This is a genomic window from Jiangella endophytica (assembly GCF_003427025.1).
GTDB classification, from domain to species: Bacteria; Actinomycetota; Actinomycetes; order Jiangellales; family Jiangellaceae; genus Jiangella; species Jiangella endophytica.
The window spans coordinates 39,998-56,368 of sequence record NZ_QVAI01000018.1 but is presented as its reverse complement, the minus strand read 5'-3'; the positions used below and the strand labels follow the sequence as shown (position 1 = coordinate 56,368).

The window sequence follows — 16,371 nt, the reverse complement described above, 5'->3', positions numbered from 1 at the left end:
AGGAGGACGCATGGCCGTCATCGCGGGTGGCGCACGCACGCCCATCGGGAAGCTGCTGGGATCGCTGTCGGGATTCTCGGGCACCGACCTCGGGGGGTTCGCCATCGAGGCGGCGCTGGCGCGCTCGGGCGTCGCCGCCGACCAGGTCGACTACGTCATCATGGGCCAGGTGCTGCAGGCCGGCGCCGGCCAGATCCCGGCGCGTCAGGCGGCGGTCAAGGGCGGCATCCCCATGTCCGTGCCGGCGCTCACCATCAACAAAGTGTGCCTGTCCGGGCTCGACGCCATCGCTCTGGCGGCTCAGCTGATCCGCGCCGGTGAGTTCGACGTCGTCGTCGCCGGCGGCATGGAGTCGATGACCAACGCGCCGCACCTGCTGCCCAAGTCGCGGCAGGGCTTCAAGTTCGGCGACGCCACGCTGGTCGACCACATGTCCTACGACGGCCTCTACGACGTCTTCACCGACCAGGCCATGGGCGCGCTGACGGAGTCCGCGAACGGCCCGCTCACGCGCGAGGAGCAGGACGAGTTCGCCGCCGCGTCGCACCAGCGGGCGGCCGCAGCCTGGAAGAACGGCCTGTTCGCCGACGAGGTCGTCGCCGTCGAGGTGCCGCAGCGCAAGGGTGACCCCGTCGTGGTGGCTCGCGACGAGGGCATCCGCGCCGACACCACCGCCGAGTCGCTGGCCCGGCTCAGGCCCAGCTTCCGGCCCGACGGCACCATCACGGCCGGCTCGTCGTCGCAGCTGTCCGACGGCGCCGCCGCTGTCGTCGTCATGAGCGAGGCGAAGGCCGCCGAGCTCAGCGTCACCCCCATCGCGCAGGTCGGCGCACACGGCGTCGTCGCCGGCCCCGATTCCACGCTGCAGAGCCAGCCGGCCAACGCCATCCGGGCCGCCTGCGCCAAGGACGGCATCGACCCCCGCGATCTCGACGTCGTCGAGATCAACGAGGCGTTCGCGGCCGTCGGCGTCGCCAGCACCCGCGAGCTGGGCATCGATCCCGCGAAGGTCAACGTCAACGGCGGCGCCATCGCGCTGGGCCACCCCATCGGCATGTCCGGCGCGCGGCTGGTCCTGCACCTGGCGCTCGAGCTCGGCCGCCGTGGCGGCGGGGTCGGCGCCGCGGGCCTGTGCGGAGGCGGCGGCCAGGGCGACGCGCTGGTGCTGCGGGTGCCGTGACGACGTCCACGGCCGGCGCGAGGCTGGTCGAGCGGGCGGCGCAGGGCGATCCGCGCGCCGTCGCCCGGCTGGTCACGCTGGTCGAGAACGGCGCGCCGGGCCTGCGCGAGCTGACCACCGAGCTGGTGGCGCACGCCGGGTCCGCGCGCGTCGTCGGCATCACCGGGCCGCCCGGCGTCGGCAAGTCCACCATCACGTCGGCGCTGGTCGGCGCCTACCGTGCGCAGGACCTCCGGGTCGGCGTCCTGGCCGTCGACCCGTCGTCGCCGTTCACCGGTGGCGCGCTGCTCGGCGACCGCGTCCGCATGCAGGAGCACGCCACCGACCGCGGCGTGTTCATCCGGTCGATGGCCACGCGCGGGCACCTCGGCGGGCTGGCCTGGTCGACGCCGCAGGCCGTGCGGGTGCTCGACGCCGCCGGCTGCGACGTCGTGCTGGTCGAGACCGTCGGCGTCGGGCAGTCCGAGGTCGACGTCGCCGCGCTGGCCGACACCACGCTGGTCCTGCTCGCGCCCGGCATGGGCGACGGCGTCCAGGCGGCGAAGGCGGGCATCCTCGAGATCGGCGACGTCTTCGTCGTCAACAAGGCCGACCGCGACGGCGCCGACCAGGTGGTCCGCGACCTGCGCGGCATGGTCCGGCTGGCCGAGCGGGCGCCGGGCGACTGGCGCCAGCCGATCGTCAGCACCGTCGCCGCCCGCGGTGAGGGCATCGACGACGTCGTCGAGGCGATCGCAGCACACCGCGCCTGGGCCGCCGGCAGTGGCGAGGCCGAGCGCCGCCGGGTCCGCCGCGCCCGCGACGAGATCGAGGCGATCGCGGTCACCGACCTGCGGCGCCGGTTCGCCGGCGTGCACGGCGACGAACGGCTGGACGATCTCGCCCGCGCCGTCCTGGCCGGCGAGCTCGACCCGTACGCCGCCGCGGAGAAGATCGTTGCCGCCGTGTCATGATCCGGCGTGGCGCTGGGGTCTTTGGCCCAACGTGAGGTACAAAGTCATGAAGCAGCGCGCGTGGCGGGCCTCGTCCGCGTGCCCCGGTACGAAAGGATGATGCAGTGAGGAAAGCGCTCATCATCCTGGGTATCGCGTTCCTGGTGTACTTCGTGCTCACCGAGCCCGAAGGCCTCGCCGACCTGCTCGGCGAGATCGGCAACGGCATCGCCGACTTCTTCGACGCCGTGATGACGTTCTTCACCGAGCTGTTCTGAGTCCCGGGCCATGTGGACGCCCAGGAGGACGGTCGACGGGCTGAGCGACGGGTTCATCCGCTGGCTCGACCGCGTGGCCGAGGACGGCCTGCTGCGGCTGTTCTGGCGCAACTTCACCTCCTGGTTCGGGCACCGTCTGGTGAGGCGGAAGCTGGTGGCCGGCGAGGAGATCGTCGCCGAGTGCAAGCACAGCGCCATCCTGTACGCCCTGCCGGCGCTGGCCGGGCTGGGCGGCATCCTCATGCTCGTCGTCGCGCCGTTCATGCAGGCCCGGACCGCGTGGCTGCCGCTGGCCGCCGCCGCGGGGCTGCTCGGCTGGGCGCTGATCAAGTCGCTGTACGTCGCGCGTGACCGCTTCGTCGTCACCGACTCCCGGGTGTTCCGGGTGTGGGGGCTGTTCTCCCTCAACGAGGCCGAGATGGAGATCGTCCGGCTGCTCGACATCACCGTCGTGCGGCCGTGGTGGCTGCGGCCGTTCCGCTCCGGCCACCTGGTGCTGGAGAACGCCGCGCAGGAACAGGGTGTGCGCGACATCCACTTCATCCCGCGGCCCAACGACGTCGCCCGCGTCATCCACGCGCTGCGCCGCGAAGCCACCGGCGCGTCGGCTCCCGCGGCCGAGGAACCCAAGAAGAAGAACCCGCGGCGTCCGGACCATCCGCGCAACCCAGGACCGGCCACCGCACGCCGCCGGCAGGACGTCTACTAGGTTGGGTGCTCATGGCGGAGCCACTGGACCTGGACTTCGACCCGATCGAACGCGCCGCGTCGATCTGGCGGGAGCGGTTCGGCCCGTCCGAGGCCATGGCCGCGGCCACCTCGATCATGCGGGTGCAGCAGCTGTTGATCGGTGAGTTCGACCGCATCTGCCGGCCCTACGGCCTCACCTTCGCCCGCTACGAGGCGCTCGTGCTGCTCAGCTTCAGCCGCACCGGCGCGCTGCCGATGGCGAAGATCGGCGAGCGGCTCATGGTGCACCCGACCAGCGTCACCAACACCATCCAGCGGCTCGAGGGCGCCGGTTTCGTCACCCGCGAACCCAACCCGCGCGACGGCCGCGGCACGCTGGCGCGCATCACGCAGTCCGGCCGCGACGCCGTCGGCCGCGTCACCACCGAGTTGATGGAGGCCGAGTTCGGCCTGCGCGCCCTCGGCGGCGACGACCGCAAGCAGGTCTTCGACGTCCTGCGCGGGCTGCGGGTGGCCGCCGGCGACTTCAGCGACTGAGTGCGCTGAAGCCGTCGAGGTAGTCGTCGGTGTCGAACCCCAGCAGGTGCCGCTGCACGACGAACCCGATCAGGACGCCGTACATCGTGCGCGCGATCTGGCGCGGCTCGGCGTCGTCGGGGAGGTAGCCGGCGTCGCGCCAGCGTTCGGCCAGCCGCTCCCAGCTGTCGAGCAGGCGGTCGGCGACGCTGGTGACGATGTCGCGGATCTCGTCGTCGCGCACGGCCTCGGACCACACGTGCAGCGCGATCTTGGTGCGGTCGATGCCGTCGGACGAGGTGCGTTTGGTGACGTTGACGACGACGCGGCGTAGCGCGGCGTCGGGCCGGGGGACGGGGTCCTCGCTCAGCAGCTCCTGGAAGACGTCCTCGGCGATGCCCGCGATGCCCTCGGCCGTGGTGCGGACGAGGTCGGCCTTGCTCGGGAAGTACCGGTAGACCGCGCCGGCCGACAGCCCCGACTCCGCGAACACGTCCTGCATGGACGTGGCGTGGAAGCCCTGGCGGCTGAAGCAGCGCCAGGCGGCTTCGAGGATCTGCTGCCGCCGGGCGGCGAGGTGGGCTTCGGAGACACGGGGCATGGATTCATCATAAAACGAACGGTCGTTCTTGACACCTCGTCGGCAGGGGTGGAGAGTGGGTGATTGGAGAACGATCGTTCGTTTTACGTGTGGAGGAAGCCATGCGCAGGGTCATCGGCATCGCGCTGGGCCTGTCCGTCGTCATCGGAGTGCTGGTCACCGCGTTCGTGTGGCCGAGCTCGGAGATCGCGCCGCGCGACGTGCCGATCGCCGTCGCCGGACCGCCCGAGGCCGTCGCCGCGGTGTCGGAGCAGCTCGACCAGGCGATGCCGGGCGCCTTCTCGGTCTCCGGCGTGTCGTCGGAGGACGAGGCGCGGTCGGCGATCGCCGACCGTGACGTCTACGGTGCCGTGATCGTGTCGCCGTCGGGTCCGCCGGCCGTGCTGACCGCGTCGGCCGCCGGGCCGGCCGTCGCGCAGTTGCTGGACGGGGTGGCGCGGTCGATGGCCGCCCCGCCCGGCGACGCGGCCGCCGGGCCGGCCGCGCCGGTCGTCGAGGACGTCGCGCCGCTGCCGTCCGGCGATCCGCGGGGGAGCGGCTTCAGCGCCGGTGCGCTGCCGATGGTCATGGGCGGGCTCGCGGTCGGCGTGGGCATGGCGTTCGGCGTGGCCGGGGTGTGGCGGCGGGTGCTGGGGGCGCTGCTGGCCGCCGTGGGAGGGGCGTCCGTGGCGGTGCTGGTGCTGCAGACCTGGCTCGGCGTGCTGGAGGGCTCGTGGGCGGCCAATGCCGGGGCGTTCGCGCTCACCATCGCCGCGGTGTCGGTCACGATCGTGGGGCTGCACTCGGTGATCGGGCGGGCCGCCGTGGGCGTGGCGGCGCTGCTGTTCCTGATCATCGGGAATCCGCTGTCGGGGGTGACGTCCGCGCCGGAGCTGCTGCCGTCCGGGTGGGGGACGTTCGGTCAGTTCCTGCCGCCGGGGGCAGGCGGGACGCTGCTGCGGTCGACGGCGTTCTTCGATGCGGCGGCGGCCGGTCGGCCGGTGCTCGTGCTGTGCGGGTGGGTGCTCGTCGGCCTGGTGCTGGCGGCCGTCGGGTCGCGGCGTGCGCCTGTCGCGTCGGGATCGGAGCCGGAGCCGGGGTCGGAGCCGGAGTCGGGGGCAGCGGCGGTCGAGGGGTCGGCTGCCGACGTGGAGCGGGTGTCGTTCGGGCGCGGTCGCTAGGGTCCGGTTGGTGACCGACGCCGCTCAGCCCACCGTCCGCCGGCCTCTTCTGCTCGCTCCTCCATGATCATCAACGATCCAACCCTCCATAGGTGGTTGGATCGTTGATGATCATGTGCACAGCTTGGCGCTGGTCAGTGCGTCGGGTGCCGGCGTGACCTGCGCGAATCGTCAGCCTGCGTCGGCCTGCGACAGGGTGCGGATGGTGGTTCTTGGCGCACGTTTGGCGCACGAATTGACCTGCCGGCACCCGGCGTGCGCCAAGATCACTCACTTCTCCCGCCGCCTCAGAGCCGTCTGTCGTGCCGTGCGCTGCTCTGGGCCTCGCGTTCGGCGAGGCTGCGGTACCGGGCAGCCGCCTCCCACTCCATCCGGACCGCCATCAACAACAGGTGCGCCGTCATCTCGTGCTTCTCAGGCGAGCTGTCGGGCCACCGCCGCATCTCCTCGTAGATCTCGGCGAACTCTGGGTCGTTGCTCTATGACGTCCAGATGCTGCTCGGTCACGAGCACTCGACCAACGACCGAGCGCTACGCCCACCTGCGGCCGGGCGAGCACACCCGAGTTCAGGAGTCGTGGCGCACCAGGGGCGCACGGACTTTCTGACGGACCCACCAAACCACTGCTGACCAGCGTCAACTGTGCCAGGATCGGAAATTATCCGTTCTGATCATGGGGGTGGGCCGGCTCGGGCGGGTGGGGTGACCGTCAGCGGCGGGTCCAGGAGTCGGGGCGCTTCTGGAGCTCGGTGACGTGGTCGGGGAGATGGTCGGCGATGACGTCGGCCACCGTGGTCTGTTCCAGGACCTCGCGCAGACTGGCCCGGACCGCCACCCAGACACGGGTGAGCGGCTGGGCCGGGCCCGGATAGATGGTGTCCTCGGGCGGCATGCCGCGTACGGCCGCCAGTGGACCCTCGGTGGCCCGGACGATGTCGGCGAGGGTGATCTCGTCGGCCGGTCTGGTGAGGCGGTAGCCACCCGTCGCGCCGCGCTGGGCGTCGAGGAGGCCGGCCCGGCGCAGGTCGCCGAGGATGGTCTCGAGGAACTTGCCGGGGATGTCCTGTGCCTCGGCGAGCTGCTGCCGGGTGGCCGATGCCGGCTGCAGGGAGGCGAGCTGGACCACCGCCCGGACGGCGTAGTCGGCGCGCGCTGTGATGTGCACGAGCCCGATCATCCCACTGCTAGTACGATGGGGCTAGTTACTAGGACGTCCAACTAAATGGAGCCCCCATCATGGATGCCCGTGAGATCGACGAAGGCCGCCGTCGGTGGCAGGCCAGGCTCGACGCCGCCGTCGCGGCAGGCAAGGTCCGCGACACCGACTTCACCACGCTGTCCGGCACCGAGGTCGACCCCGTGTACGGGCCGCCCGAGGGGGCCGGCGATCCCCGGTTCGAGCGCATCGGCTGGCCAGGCGAGTACCCGTTCACCCGCGGCCTCTACCCGACGGGGTACCGCGGCCGGGCGTGGACGATCCGCCAGTTCGCCGGGTTCGGCAACGCGCAGCAGACCAACGAGCGCTACAAGATGATCCTGCGTTCCGGCGGCGGCGGGCTGTCCGTCGCGTTCGACATGCCGACGCTGATGGGCCGCGACTCCGACGACGCCCGCAGTCTCGGCGAGGTCGGGCACTGCGGCGTCGCCATCGACTCCGCGGCCGACATGGACGAGCTGTTCGCCGGCATCCCGCTGGGCGACGTCACCACGTCGATGACGATCAGCGGGCCGGCCGTGCCGATCTTCTGCATGTACGTCGTCGCGGCGGAGCGGCAGGGGGTGGCCGTCGGCGACCTCAACGGGACGCTGCAGACGGACATCTTCAAGGAGTACATCGCGCAGAAGGAATGGCTCTTCGAGCCCGAGCCGCACCTGCGCCTCATCGGCGACCTGATGGCCTACTGCGCGGCCGAGATCCCGGACTACAAGCCGCTGTCGGTGTCGGGCTACCACATCCGCGAGGCCGGCTCGACGGCCGCGCAGGAGCTCGCGTTCACCCTGGCCGACGGCTTCGGCTACGTCGAGCTGGGGCTGTCGCGCGGCCTCGACGTCGACGTGTTCGCACCCGGGCTGTCGTTCTTCTTCGACGCGCACGTCGACTTCTTCGAGGAGATCGCCAAGTTCCGCGCCGCCCGCCGCATCTGGGCCCGCTGGATGCGCGACACCTACGGCGCGACGACCGAGAAGGCGCAGTGGCTGCGCTTCCACACCCAGACCGCCGGGGTGTCGCTGACGGGGCAGCAGCCGTACAACAACGTCGTCCGCACCGCGGTCGAGGCGCTCGCCGCGGTGCTCGGTGGCACGAACTCGCTGCACACCAACGCGCTCGACGAGGTGCTGGCGTTGCCGACGGAGTCCGCGGCCGAGATCGCGCTGCGCACCCAGCAGGTGCTCATGGAGGAGACCGGCGTCGCCAACGTCGCCGATCCGCTCGGCGGGTCCTGGTACGTCGAGGCGCTCACCGACCGGCTCGAGGCCGAGGCCGAGGCGATCTTCGAGCGCATCCGCACCATGGGCGAGCGCGACCGCCGCTGGCACGACGCCTACGGCCCGATGACGGCGGGCATTCTGCGCGGCATCGAGGACGGCTGGTTCACCGGCGAGATCGCCGAGTCGGCGTTCCAGCACCAGCAGCGCGTCGAGAAGGGCGAGAAGCGCGTCGTCGGCCTCAACGCCCACACCGACACCGTCACCGGTGAGCTCGACATCCTGCGGGTGTCGCACGAGGTCGAGGACGCCCAGCGCGAGGTGCTGGCGAAGCGGCGCGCCGGTCGCGACGACGCCGCCGTCCGGGCCGCGCTGGCCACGATGATCGACGTCGCGCGCACCGACGAGAACATCGTCCCGGCCATGCTCGACGCGGTGCGGGTCGAGGCCACGCTCGGGGAGATCTGCGACGCCCTGCGCGCGGAGTGGGGGGTCTACTCCGAGCCGGCCCGGTTCTGACGCGGGTGGGCGGTCGGTGGACGTGTCGAGCGGGATCTGTCACCATGCGGGCAACAGCGCTCCGACCAGGGAGGCCGCATGTTGGTGCCGATCCTGCTGATCGCCATGGTCGCCGTCCTGATCGCGCACGCGTACCTCTTGCGCCGACGCGCCCGCCGCGACGAACCCGCCCGGCCGGTCTCGTCCGCGCCGCTCGTCCCGCTGCCCCGCGTGCACGCCGTCGACGCCCGTCACTGGAACAGCGCCTACTGGGACTGAGGACCCCTGTGGCAACCGGGCGGATGATCGGGGGAGGATAGGGCCATGAGCTCGCAGAGTTTCAGCCGCCCCGGCGCCATCGACCTGTCCGCGCTGAACGGCGGCGGGCAGCCGCAGCAGTCCACGCCGGGCGTCGCCGGCGGTGGCTTCGTCATCGACGTCACCGAGGCGACGTTCCAGGCCGAGGTGCTCACCCGGTCCATGTCGGTGCCCGTGGTCATCGACTTCTGGGCCACCTGGTGTGAGCCTTGCAAGACGCTCTCGCCCATCCTCGAGCGCCTGGCCGCGCAGTACGAGGGCCGGTTCGTCCTCGCCAAGATCGACGTTGACGCCAACCAGGCCATCGCGCAGGCCGCGCAGGTGCAGAGCATCCCCACCGTCGTCGCCGTGCTGCGCGGGCAGCTCGTCCCGCTGTTCCAGGGCGCCATCCCCGAGGCGCAGGCCCAGCAGGTCATCGACCAGCTGCTGCAGATGGCGGTCGCCAACGGCGTGGCCGGCCGGTCCGACCCCATTCCGGGCGCCGGCGGTGAGCCGGTGGCCGACGACGACGAGGTCGCCGAGGAGCCGATCGACCCCCGGTTCGAGGCCGCCTACGACGCCATCAACGCCGGCGACTTCGACCGGGCCGCCGAGGCCTACCGGCAGGTGCTGGCCGAGGCGCCGGCCGACGCCGAGGCGAAGGCCGGGCTGGCCCAGGTCGAGCTGCTGCGCCGCACGGCGGGCGTCGACGCCGGGGCCACCCTGGCCGCCGCCGAGGCGAACCCCGCCGACGTCGACACCCAGTTGCTGGCCGCCGACATCGAGGTGGCCTCCGGCCTGGTCGACCAGGCGTTCGACCGCCTCATCGGCACCATCCGCCGGGTCTTCGGCGACGACCGCGAGCGGCTGCGCGTCCGCGTCGTCGAGCTGTTCGACATCGTCGGCGGCGCCGACCCGCGCGTCGTCAAGGCGCGGTCGGCGCTGGCCAGCGCACTGTTCTAGCCTGACGACGGCGCGGCGAGCGGGCCGGTGAACACGTCACCGAGCCCGCGGCCGCCGCCGAAGGTCAGGCCGGTGAGCAGGGCGCCGTCGGCGCTCAGGTAGAGGTTCGATTCGTCCCACTCGTCGGCGCCGTCGCGTGCCGGCGTGCCGAACTGCGTCCGCTCGCGCACCTGGCCGCGGCTGCCGAGCGTGCTGACCACGACGTCGACGCCGCCCGCGCTGACGCCGACCCGCCCGTCGGTGTGCCCGGCGACGGTGATCGTGCCGTCCGCGGCGACCTGGACGGCGGCCGCGCGGTCGTCGCCGCCGGTGCCGTCCTGGGTGATCCAGCGGGCCCGCCCCGCCGACGTCACCGCGACGGCCAGCTGGTCGTTGCCGCCCGCACTCGCCGCGCCCAGCACGCCGCCGGTGTGGCCGACCGCGACGACCCCCTGCGTCGGCAGCGGCGCGAGCGCGGTGAACTGGTCGGACTCGGTGGTCCCGAACTGGCTGAGCCAGTCCTGCTTGCCGTCGGCGGTGAAGCGCGCGACCCACGCGTCGAGCCCGCCGTGCGCCGTCCCGCCCGGCATCGCCTGCGACGTGACGCCGGCGACGTAGACCCGGCGGTCGGCGCCGATCGTGACCGCCAGCGCCTTGTCCTCGCCGGCGCCGCCGAGCTGGCGGGTCCACAGCAGTTCGCCGTCCGCGCCGAGCCGGGCGAGCAGCGCGTCCTTGTCGCCGGCATTGGCGGTGCCGCCGACGCTGCCGCTGGTGTAGCCGGCGACGTAGAGGCCGCCGTCGGGCGCGGGGACGCTGGCGTACGCACGGTCGGCCGCCGCCGGGTCGCCGAACTGCGTCACCCAGGCCAGGTCGCCGCCCGTCGTGACGCGGGCGCCGAACGCGTCGTCGCGGGCGTTGCCGGGATGCTGTCCGTCGAGGTCGCCGCGCGTGTGGCCGGCCGTGTAGAGGTCGCCGCCGGGGCCGGTGTGCAGGCCGTGGACCCGGTCGGCGGCGGGGGTGCCGAGGCGCAGCGTCCAGCCGTCGTCGGAGCCGATGACGGGGTCGGCGCCGCCCTCGTTGACGGCGGTGACGGTGGCGCCGTCCGGCGTGACCGCGACGCCGCCGGCGCGGTCGTCGCCGTCGGTGCCGGTGATGTCGCCGGGGAGGGGGAGCGGGTCGGTGGTGCGCAGGTGGCCGGCGAGGTCGGTGAGGCCGTCGCGGAAGGCCGGGCGCCAGACGTCCCAGTCGTGCCCGCCGTCGAGGATCCGCAGCTCCGCCGTGACGCCGCCGACCCGTCTGACGGTGTTGTAGAGGCGGGCGGACTCGAAGTCGATGTCGTGCTGCGCGTCCTCGGGGGCCGGGTTGGCCCACTCGTCGTCGCCGACCGCGATGTACAGGTGCGTCGGCAGCTCCCGGTCGAGGCCGTCCAGCAGTGCCGGATAGTTGAGCTCGGTGTAGACGTCGTCGTCGAAGCCGGCGTCGCCGAGACCGAAGCCGCCGAACTCCCGCGCCGACGAGTCGGCCGGCGGCAGCGGCACGTAGACGGCCGGGCTGAGCACCAGGCCGGCGGCGAAGACGTCCTGGTGGGCGAGGGCGTAGCGCAGCGCGCCGTAGCCGCCCATCGAGTACCCGCCGACGGCGCGCGCGTCGCGGTCGGCGACCGTCCGGAAGGTGGCATCGACGTGCGCGACGAGGTCGCCGGTCAGCGCGGTCTCGACGGCCGTGCCGCCGGTGTGCCGTGAGTCGACGTACCAGTTGCCGCGGTCGCTCCACGGCGCGTCCGGCATGACGGCGATCAGGGGCGGCACGTCGCCGTCGGCGATCAGCTGGTCGAGGTCGGCGGTGACCTGCTGCCAGGCGGCCATCGTGTCGCCGCGGCCGTGCAGCAGGTAGACCGTCGCGTACTCGTCGCCGCTGTCGTCGTAACCGGCGGGCAGGTACGCGGCGTAGTCGACGGGGACTCCGGCGGCCGCGGCGGGGGCGGTCCCGGTGACGACGGTGCCCCGGGCCGCGTCGCCCGCGACGGCTGCGCCGGTCGCTCCGGCTGCGGCCTGGTCCGCCTGGGCCTCGGGCTCGGCTGCGGCCTGGTCCGCGGCGTTGGTTCGGGGCTCCGGCGACGAGTCCGACGTGGCCACGTGCACGGCTGCGACCAGCAACGATGCCGCGGCCAACGTCGTCGCTCGATTCCATGCCACCATGCGTCGCTCCTTTGCGCCCGTGGACTCGGAAACGTTTCCGTGGCGGACCGAGATCGGCCGGCGGTGGCGAATCCGGGAAGTCGGCGCTACTCCAGCACGCCCTCCGGCACACCGTCAAGCCCTCGCCTCCGCCACCCCGGCAGAAGTTGATCTTGGAGTAGTTCGCCGCCGCCGCCCGATATGCCCGATAGATGGCCGAAGAAGTCCAAGATCAACTCGGGCTGGCGTCCGGGGCGGGGTCGGCGTCCGGGGCGGGGTCGGCGTCCGGCGCCGGGTCGGCGACGGGGGCGGGGTCGGCGACGGGGGTGGGTGCACGTGCGGCGAGGGGTGGGTGCACGGGTCGGCGGCGGGGGTGGGTGCACGTGCGGCGAGCGACGGCGGCGGCCGGGTCACGGGTTCGCATCGGCGACTTGACGGGACCGGGGCGGGCACGGTCCAATGTGAGCCACATCCCGGAAACGTTTCCCTCGCCTCATCGCACCACTGCTCGGAAACGGTTCCGGCCACGATGCCACAAGGAGGTGGACGCACGTGACGCAGCGCCGCCGGCCGACGATCCACGAGGTCGCCAGGGTCGCCGGGGTCTCGATCTCCTCGGTGTCGCGCGCGCTCAACGGCAACACCTCCAACGCCGACATGGTCGCCCGGGTCAACGCCGCCGTCCGTGAGGTCGGCTACGTCCCGAGCGTCGTCGCGCAGTCGCTGAAGACGCGGCACACCGGGCAGATCGCGTTCGCCATGGAGGACATCGGCAACGCCGCCTACCTGGAGATGGTCCGCCGCATCCAGCCGACGCTGCGCGACGAGGGCTACCGGCTGCTGCTGCACAGCACCGGCGCCGACGTCGAGGACGAGCTCGGCGTGCTGGCCAGCCTCAGCCAGAACTACGTCGACGGGCTGATCCTGTGCCCGCTGCGGGTCACCGACCGGCACGTCGAGGCGCTGCGGCAGACCGCCGTCCCGGTCGTGGTCATCGGCCTGCTGCCCGACGACGTCCCGGTCGACAACGTGCGGGCCGACTCCCGCGTCGGTGCGCGGCTCGCGGTCGAGCACCTCGCCGAGGCCGGCGCCCGCCGCATCGCGTTCATCGACGGCCCGCTGGACACCGTCCCCGGCCGGGCCCGCTACGACGGCTTCCGCAGCGGGCTCGCCGCGGCAGGTCTTCCCGAGGACGACGATCTCGTGCGGTTCACCGACTTCCAGTTCGACGCCGGCCGCCGGGCGGCGCGCGAACTGCTGACCGGACATCCGGACGTCGACGCGGTGCTGGGCGCCAACGACCTCATCGCCATGGGTGTCCTGCACGCGCTGCGCGACCTGGGCCGCGACGTCCCCGGCGACGTGCGGGTGGTCGGCATGGACGACACCCCGCTCGCGGCCACCAGCTTCCCGCCGCTGTCCAGCGTCTCGCTCGGCTCGGCCGACCGCGGCCGCATCGCCGCGGAGCTGCTGCTGCGCCGGCTCGACGGCGACGACGCGCCGCCGGAGCGCGTGACCGTCCCGCCGTCGCTGAACGTCAGGGAGAGCAGCCGATGACCACGACCGTGGCCACCCGCCGGCGACCGACCCCACCGGGCCCGCAGGGTCAGCGACGGTCGTTCCTCGGCCTGGACCGCGACGGCCTGATGCTGGCCGTCCCCGCGCTGATCCCGGTGGTGCTGTTCAGCCTGTATCCGCTGCTGCGCGGCATCTACCTCGGGTTCACCGACGCGCAGGCCGGGCGCAACTCGGAGACGACGTTCACCGGCTTCGAGAACTACAGCCAGCTGCTCGGCGACTCGTACTTCTGGGACTCGTTCCGCATCGGGCTGATCTGGGCGTTCGGGGTCACGATCCTGCAGTTCTTCGCCAGCCTCGGCCTCGCGCTGCTGCTGAACCAGAAGCTGCGGCTGCGCTGGCTGGCGCGCACACTGGCCCTGGTGCCGTGGGCGATGCCGCCGGTCGTCATCGGCATCATGTGGCGGCTGGTCTACCACCCCAACGCCGGCATCCTGAACAGCGTCCTCAAGGACCTCGGCATCATCGACTCCAACATCGAGTGGCTCAGCTCGCTGTCGCTGGCGCTGCCCGCCGTGATCATCGTCGGCGTGTGGTCGGGCATGCCGCAGACGACGGTGGTGCTGCTGGCCGGCCTGCAGAGCGTGTCCGAGGAGCTCAAGGAGGCGGCCGCCGTCGACGGCGCGGGGCCGTGGCAGCGCTTCCGCAACGTGACCTGGCCGGCGCTGCGACCCATCGTGACGGCGATGACCACGCTGGACTTCATCTGGAACTTCAACTCCTTCAGCCTCGTGTACGTGCTCACCGAGGGCGGGCCGGGCGGATCGACGCGGCTGCCGATGCTCTTCGCGTACGAGGAGGCGTTCCGCTACGGCAACTACGGCTACGCGGCCGCCCTGGGCAACGCCATGGTGCTGGTGATCGCCGTGTTCGTCGTGTTCTACCTGCGACGCCGCTACCGGGAGGAGGACTGACCATGCGCGGATTCCGCACGCTGGCGACGCCGGCGAAGTACCTGGCCCTGGTCGCCTACCTGGTGTTCCTGGCCTTCCCGCTGCTCTGGCTGATCTCGACGGCGTTCAAGCCGCCGCAGGAGATGGCGCTGATCGACCCGACGATCATCCCGGCCGACCCGACGCTGGACAACTTCCGGCTCGCGTTCGAGCAGCAGCCGCTGGCGCGGGCGCTGCTCAACACGCTGGTCATCGCCGGCACCTCGGCCCTGGTGACGGTGCTGCTGTCGATCCCGGCGGCCTACGTGATGGCGCGCTACCGCTCGGTGGTGAGCCGGATGACGGCGCTCTGGGTGCTGCTGAGCCAGATGTTTCCGTTCATCCTCGTGATCATCCCGCTGTTCCTGCTGCTGCGCGACGCCGGCCTCTACGACACACAGCTCGGGCTGATCATCGTCTACGTCGTCTGGAGCATGCCGTTCGCGCTGTGGATGCTGCGCAGCTACGTCGTCGGCATCCCGGTCGAGCTGGAGGAGGCCGCGGCGATGGACGGCGCCGGCAAGCTCCGCACGCTCAAGGACATCGTGGCGCCGCTGCTCGTCCCGGGCGTGGTCGCGGCGGCCCTGTTCGCGTTCGTCTCGGCGTGGAACGAGTTCCTCTTCGCCCTGGTCCTGCTCCGCACGCCGGAGCTGCAGACCATCTCGCTGACGCTGGTGAAGTTCATCGGGGCCGAGGGCGTGGCCCGGCTGGGCCCGCTGGCGGCCGCGGCACTCGTCGCCACCATCCCGAGCCTCGTCTTCTTCGCCATCATCCAACGCCGTCTCGTCGGGGGCATGCTCGGCGGCGCGGTGAAGTCCTGACATGACCAGAACCACCGACATCACCCCAGGAGGGATCGTGCGCAGAGCAGCAACGATCGTGTCCGCCGCCGTCGTCAGCGCCGGCCTCGTGCTGGCCGGTTGCGGCTCCGGTGACGGCGCCGGAACGGGCGGCGACGACGGCCCGGTGACGCTGACGTTCCAGAGTCTGGCGTTCCAGCCCGAGTCGATCGCCGCGAACCAGCAGATCATCGAGCAGTGGAACGCCGACAACCCCGACATCCAGGTCGAGTACCTGCAGGGCGACTGGGCGTCGGTGCAGGATCAGCTGGTGACGGCGTTCGAGGGCGGCACGGCGCCGGATCTCGTGCACTACGAGTCGTCGTACCTGCAGGACTTCGCCGACCGCGGCTGGATCCTCGACATCACCGACCTCGTGCCGGAGGCGATGACCGACGACATCCTCGACGGCGCCTGGGAGGCGGTCACCTTCGACGACGCCGTCTACGCGGTGCCGTTCCTGCTGGACGCGCAGGTGATCTTCGCCAACAAGGCGCTGCTCGACGCGGCGGGCGTCGAGGTGCCCGCGCCGGACGACCCCTGGAGCTGGGACGAGTTCGCCGAGGTCTCCAAGCAGCTCACCGACGCCGACACCTTCGGGGTGGCGTGGACGCTGAAGGACCCGGCCAACCGGATGCTCAACCTCGCCCTGAACTTCGGCGGCGGGTTCTTCGAGGAGTCCGACGGCGCCAGCTCGGCGATCTTCGGCGACCCCGAGAAGGAGGCGTTCCAGCGCATCTACGACCAGCTCTACGTCGACAAGAGCGCCGCCACCGACGCCATCGGCATGGGTGGGTCCGACCCGCTGCCGGGCTTCTTCGCCGGCCAGTACGCGATGCTCCCCAAGGGCATCTGGTTCCGCCAGCAGATCATCGACCAGGCCCCCGAGGGCTTCGAGTGGGTGACCATCCCGGCGCTGGCGGGCGACTCGCAGGCGCAGGCGGCAGCTCCGCAGACGGTCTCGGTCGCGGCCGAGTCCGAGCACCCCGAGGAGGCGATGGCCTTCCTCGAGTACATGCTGAACCCCGAGAACCAGGCGCTGCTGGCCAAGGGCGACTGGATGATTCCGGCGAGCTCCGCCGCGGCCGAGGACCCGGTGCTCACCGAGACGCCGGACTGGCCCGTCGCGGCCGCCTCCGGGACCTTCCTCGAGCAGGCGCCGTTCCAGCGGGTCCGCGGCTACGAGGAGTGGAAGAACAAGGTCGCGAACCCGTCGATCGAGGAGTTCTTCGCGAACGCGATCTCGCTGGACGAGCTCGGCACCCGGCTGACCGAGGACGGCAACGAGATCCTCGAACGCTACAACCGCTGACGGCCCGCATGA

At 72.1% G+C, this 16,371-nt stretch carries 16 protein-coding genes; 13 read left to right on the top strand and 3 right to left on the bottom strand.

Annotation, left to right across the window (positions count from 1 at the left end):
* Positions 1 to 10 precede the first annotated feature (10 nt).
* From DZA62_RS28030 to DZA62_RS28015, 5 genes are all read left to right on the top strand, one after another.
* On the top strand, positions 11 to 1,180 hold the full coding sequence (locus DZA62_RS28030; protein ID WP_116952255.1) for an acetyl-CoA C-acetyltransferase: 1,170 nt from the start codon (positions 11 to 13) through the stop codon (positions 1,178 to 1,180).
* Positions 1,177 to 2,133: a methylmalonyl Co-A mutase-associated GTPase MeaB gene (gene meaB, locus DZA62_RS28025; RefSeq protein ID WP_116952254.1), complete on the top strand. Its 957-nt coding sequence runs from the start codon at positions 1,177 to 1,179 to the stop codon at positions 2,131 to 2,133. The genes DZA62_RS28030 and meaB overlap by 4 nt, the downstream gene beginning before the upstream one ends.
* Before the next feature lie 104 nt (positions 2,134 to 2,237).
* The gene (locus DZA62_RS35975; protein WP_157574795.1) at positions 2,238 to 2,390 is read left to right on the top strand and encodes a hypothetical protein; all 153 of its coding nucleotides are present in this window, start codon (positions 2,238 to 2,240) and stop codon (positions 2,388 to 2,390) included.
* 10 nt (positions 2,391 to 2,400) lie between these two features.
* Complete coding sequence (locus DZA62_RS28020; protein ID WP_116952253.1) at positions 2,401 to 3,099, top strand: PH domain-containing protein; 699 nt, start codon at positions 2,401 to 2,403, stop codon at positions 3,097 to 3,099.
* Between the two features lie 11 nt (positions 3,100 to 3,110).
* A complete protein-coding gene (locus DZA62_RS28015; protein WP_116952355.1) occupies positions 3,111 to 3,617 on the top strand; it encodes a MarR family winged helix-turn-helix transcriptional regulator in 507 nt (168 codons plus the stop codon).
* On the opposite strand, the gene DZA62_RS28010 is transcribed toward DZA62_RS28015, so the two are convergent.
* The gene (locus DZA62_RS28010) at positions 3,607 to 4,197 is read right to left on the bottom strand and encodes a TetR/AcrR family transcriptional regulator (protein WP_116952252.1); all 591 of its coding nucleotides are present in this window, start codon (positions 4,195 to 4,197) and stop codon (positions 3,607 to 3,609) included. The two genes, DZA62_RS28015 and DZA62_RS28010, sit on opposite strands and share 11 nt — an antisense overlap.
* 101 nt (positions 4,198 to 4,298) lie before the next feature.
* Between DZA62_RS28010 and DZA62_RS28005 the strand changes: the two genes are divergently transcribed.
* Positions 4,299 to 5,357: an ABC transporter permease gene (locus DZA62_RS28005; protein WP_198664282.1), complete on the top strand. Its 1,059-nt coding sequence runs from the start codon at positions 4,299 to 4,301 to the stop codon at positions 5,355 to 5,357.
* A gap of 709 nt (positions 5,358 to 6,066) precedes the next feature.
* Here the strand turns inward: DZA62_RS28005 and DZA62_RS28000 are convergent.
* Positions 6,067 to 6,522 (bottom strand): RrF2 family transcriptional regulator, encoded by a 456-nt coding sequence (locus DZA62_RS28000; protein WP_116952354.1) that lies wholly within the window; start codon positions 6,520 to 6,522, stop codon positions 6,067 to 6,069.
* 71 nt (positions 6,523 to 6,593) lie between these two features.
* On the opposite strand from DZA62_RS28000, the gene DZA62_RS27995 reads away from it, so the two are divergent.
* From DZA62_RS27995 to DZA62_RS27985, 3 genes are all read left to right on the top strand, one after another.
* Entirely contained in the window at positions 6,594 to 8,303 is a 1,710-nt protein-coding gene (locus DZA62_RS27995) for an acyl-CoA mutase large subunit family protein (protein WP_116952251.1), read from the top strand.
* 78 nt (positions 8,304 to 8,381) lie between these two features.
* Positions 8,382 to 8,561, top strand: coding sequence for a hypothetical protein (locus DZA62_RS27990; RefSeq protein WP_116952250.1), 180 nt, complete (start codon positions 8,382 to 8,384; stop codon positions 8,559 to 8,561).
* Between the two features lie 45 nt (positions 8,562 to 8,606).
* Entirely contained in the window at positions 8,607 to 9,542 is a 936-nt protein-coding gene (locus tag DZA62_RS27985; protein ID WP_116952249.1) for a tetratricopeptide repeat protein, read from the top strand.
* Here the strand turns inward: DZA62_RS27985 and DZA62_RS27980 are convergent.
* Complete coding sequence (locus tag DZA62_RS27980; protein ID WP_116952248.1) at positions 9,539 to 11,719, bottom strand: alpha/beta hydrolase-fold protein; 2,181 nt, start codon at positions 11,717 to 11,719, stop codon at positions 9,539 to 9,541. The two genes, DZA62_RS27985 and DZA62_RS27980, sit on opposite strands and share 4 nt — an antisense overlap.
* 531 nt (positions 11,720 to 12,250) lie before the next feature.
* Here DZA62_RS27980 and DZA62_RS27970 point away from each other — a divergent pair.
* From DZA62_RS27970 to DZA62_RS27955, 4 genes are read left to right on the top strand one after another with little or no spacing between them, the layout of a single operon-like run.
* On the top strand, positions 12,251 to 13,255 hold the full coding sequence (locus DZA62_RS27970; protein ID WP_198664281.1) for a LacI family DNA-binding transcriptional regulator: 1,005 nt from the start codon (positions 12,251 to 12,253) through the stop codon (positions 13,253 to 13,255).
* Positions 13,252 to 14,190 carry a carbohydrate ABC transporter permease gene (locus tag DZA62_RS27965; protein ID WP_116952247.1) on the top strand — a complete coding sequence of 313 codons (939 nt, stop codon included), beginning with the start codon at positions 13,252 to 13,254 and terminating at the stop codon, positions 14,188 to 14,190. The genes DZA62_RS27970 and DZA62_RS27965 overlap by 4 nt, the downstream gene beginning before the upstream one ends.
* Before the next feature lie 2 nt (positions 14,191 to 14,192).
* Positions 14,193 to 15,029 (top strand): carbohydrate ABC transporter permease, encoded by an 837-nt coding sequence (locus DZA62_RS27960; protein ID WP_116952246.1) that lies wholly within the window; start codon positions 14,193 to 14,195, stop codon positions 15,027 to 15,029.
* Between the two features lie 37 nt (positions 15,030 to 15,066).
* Positions 15,067 to 16,359 (top strand): ABC transporter substrate-binding protein, encoded by a 1,293-nt coding sequence (locus DZA62_RS27955; RefSeq protein ID WP_198664280.1) that lies wholly within the window; start codon positions 15,067 to 15,069, stop codon positions 16,357 to 16,359.
* Positions 16,360 to 16,371 lie beyond the last annotated feature (12 nt).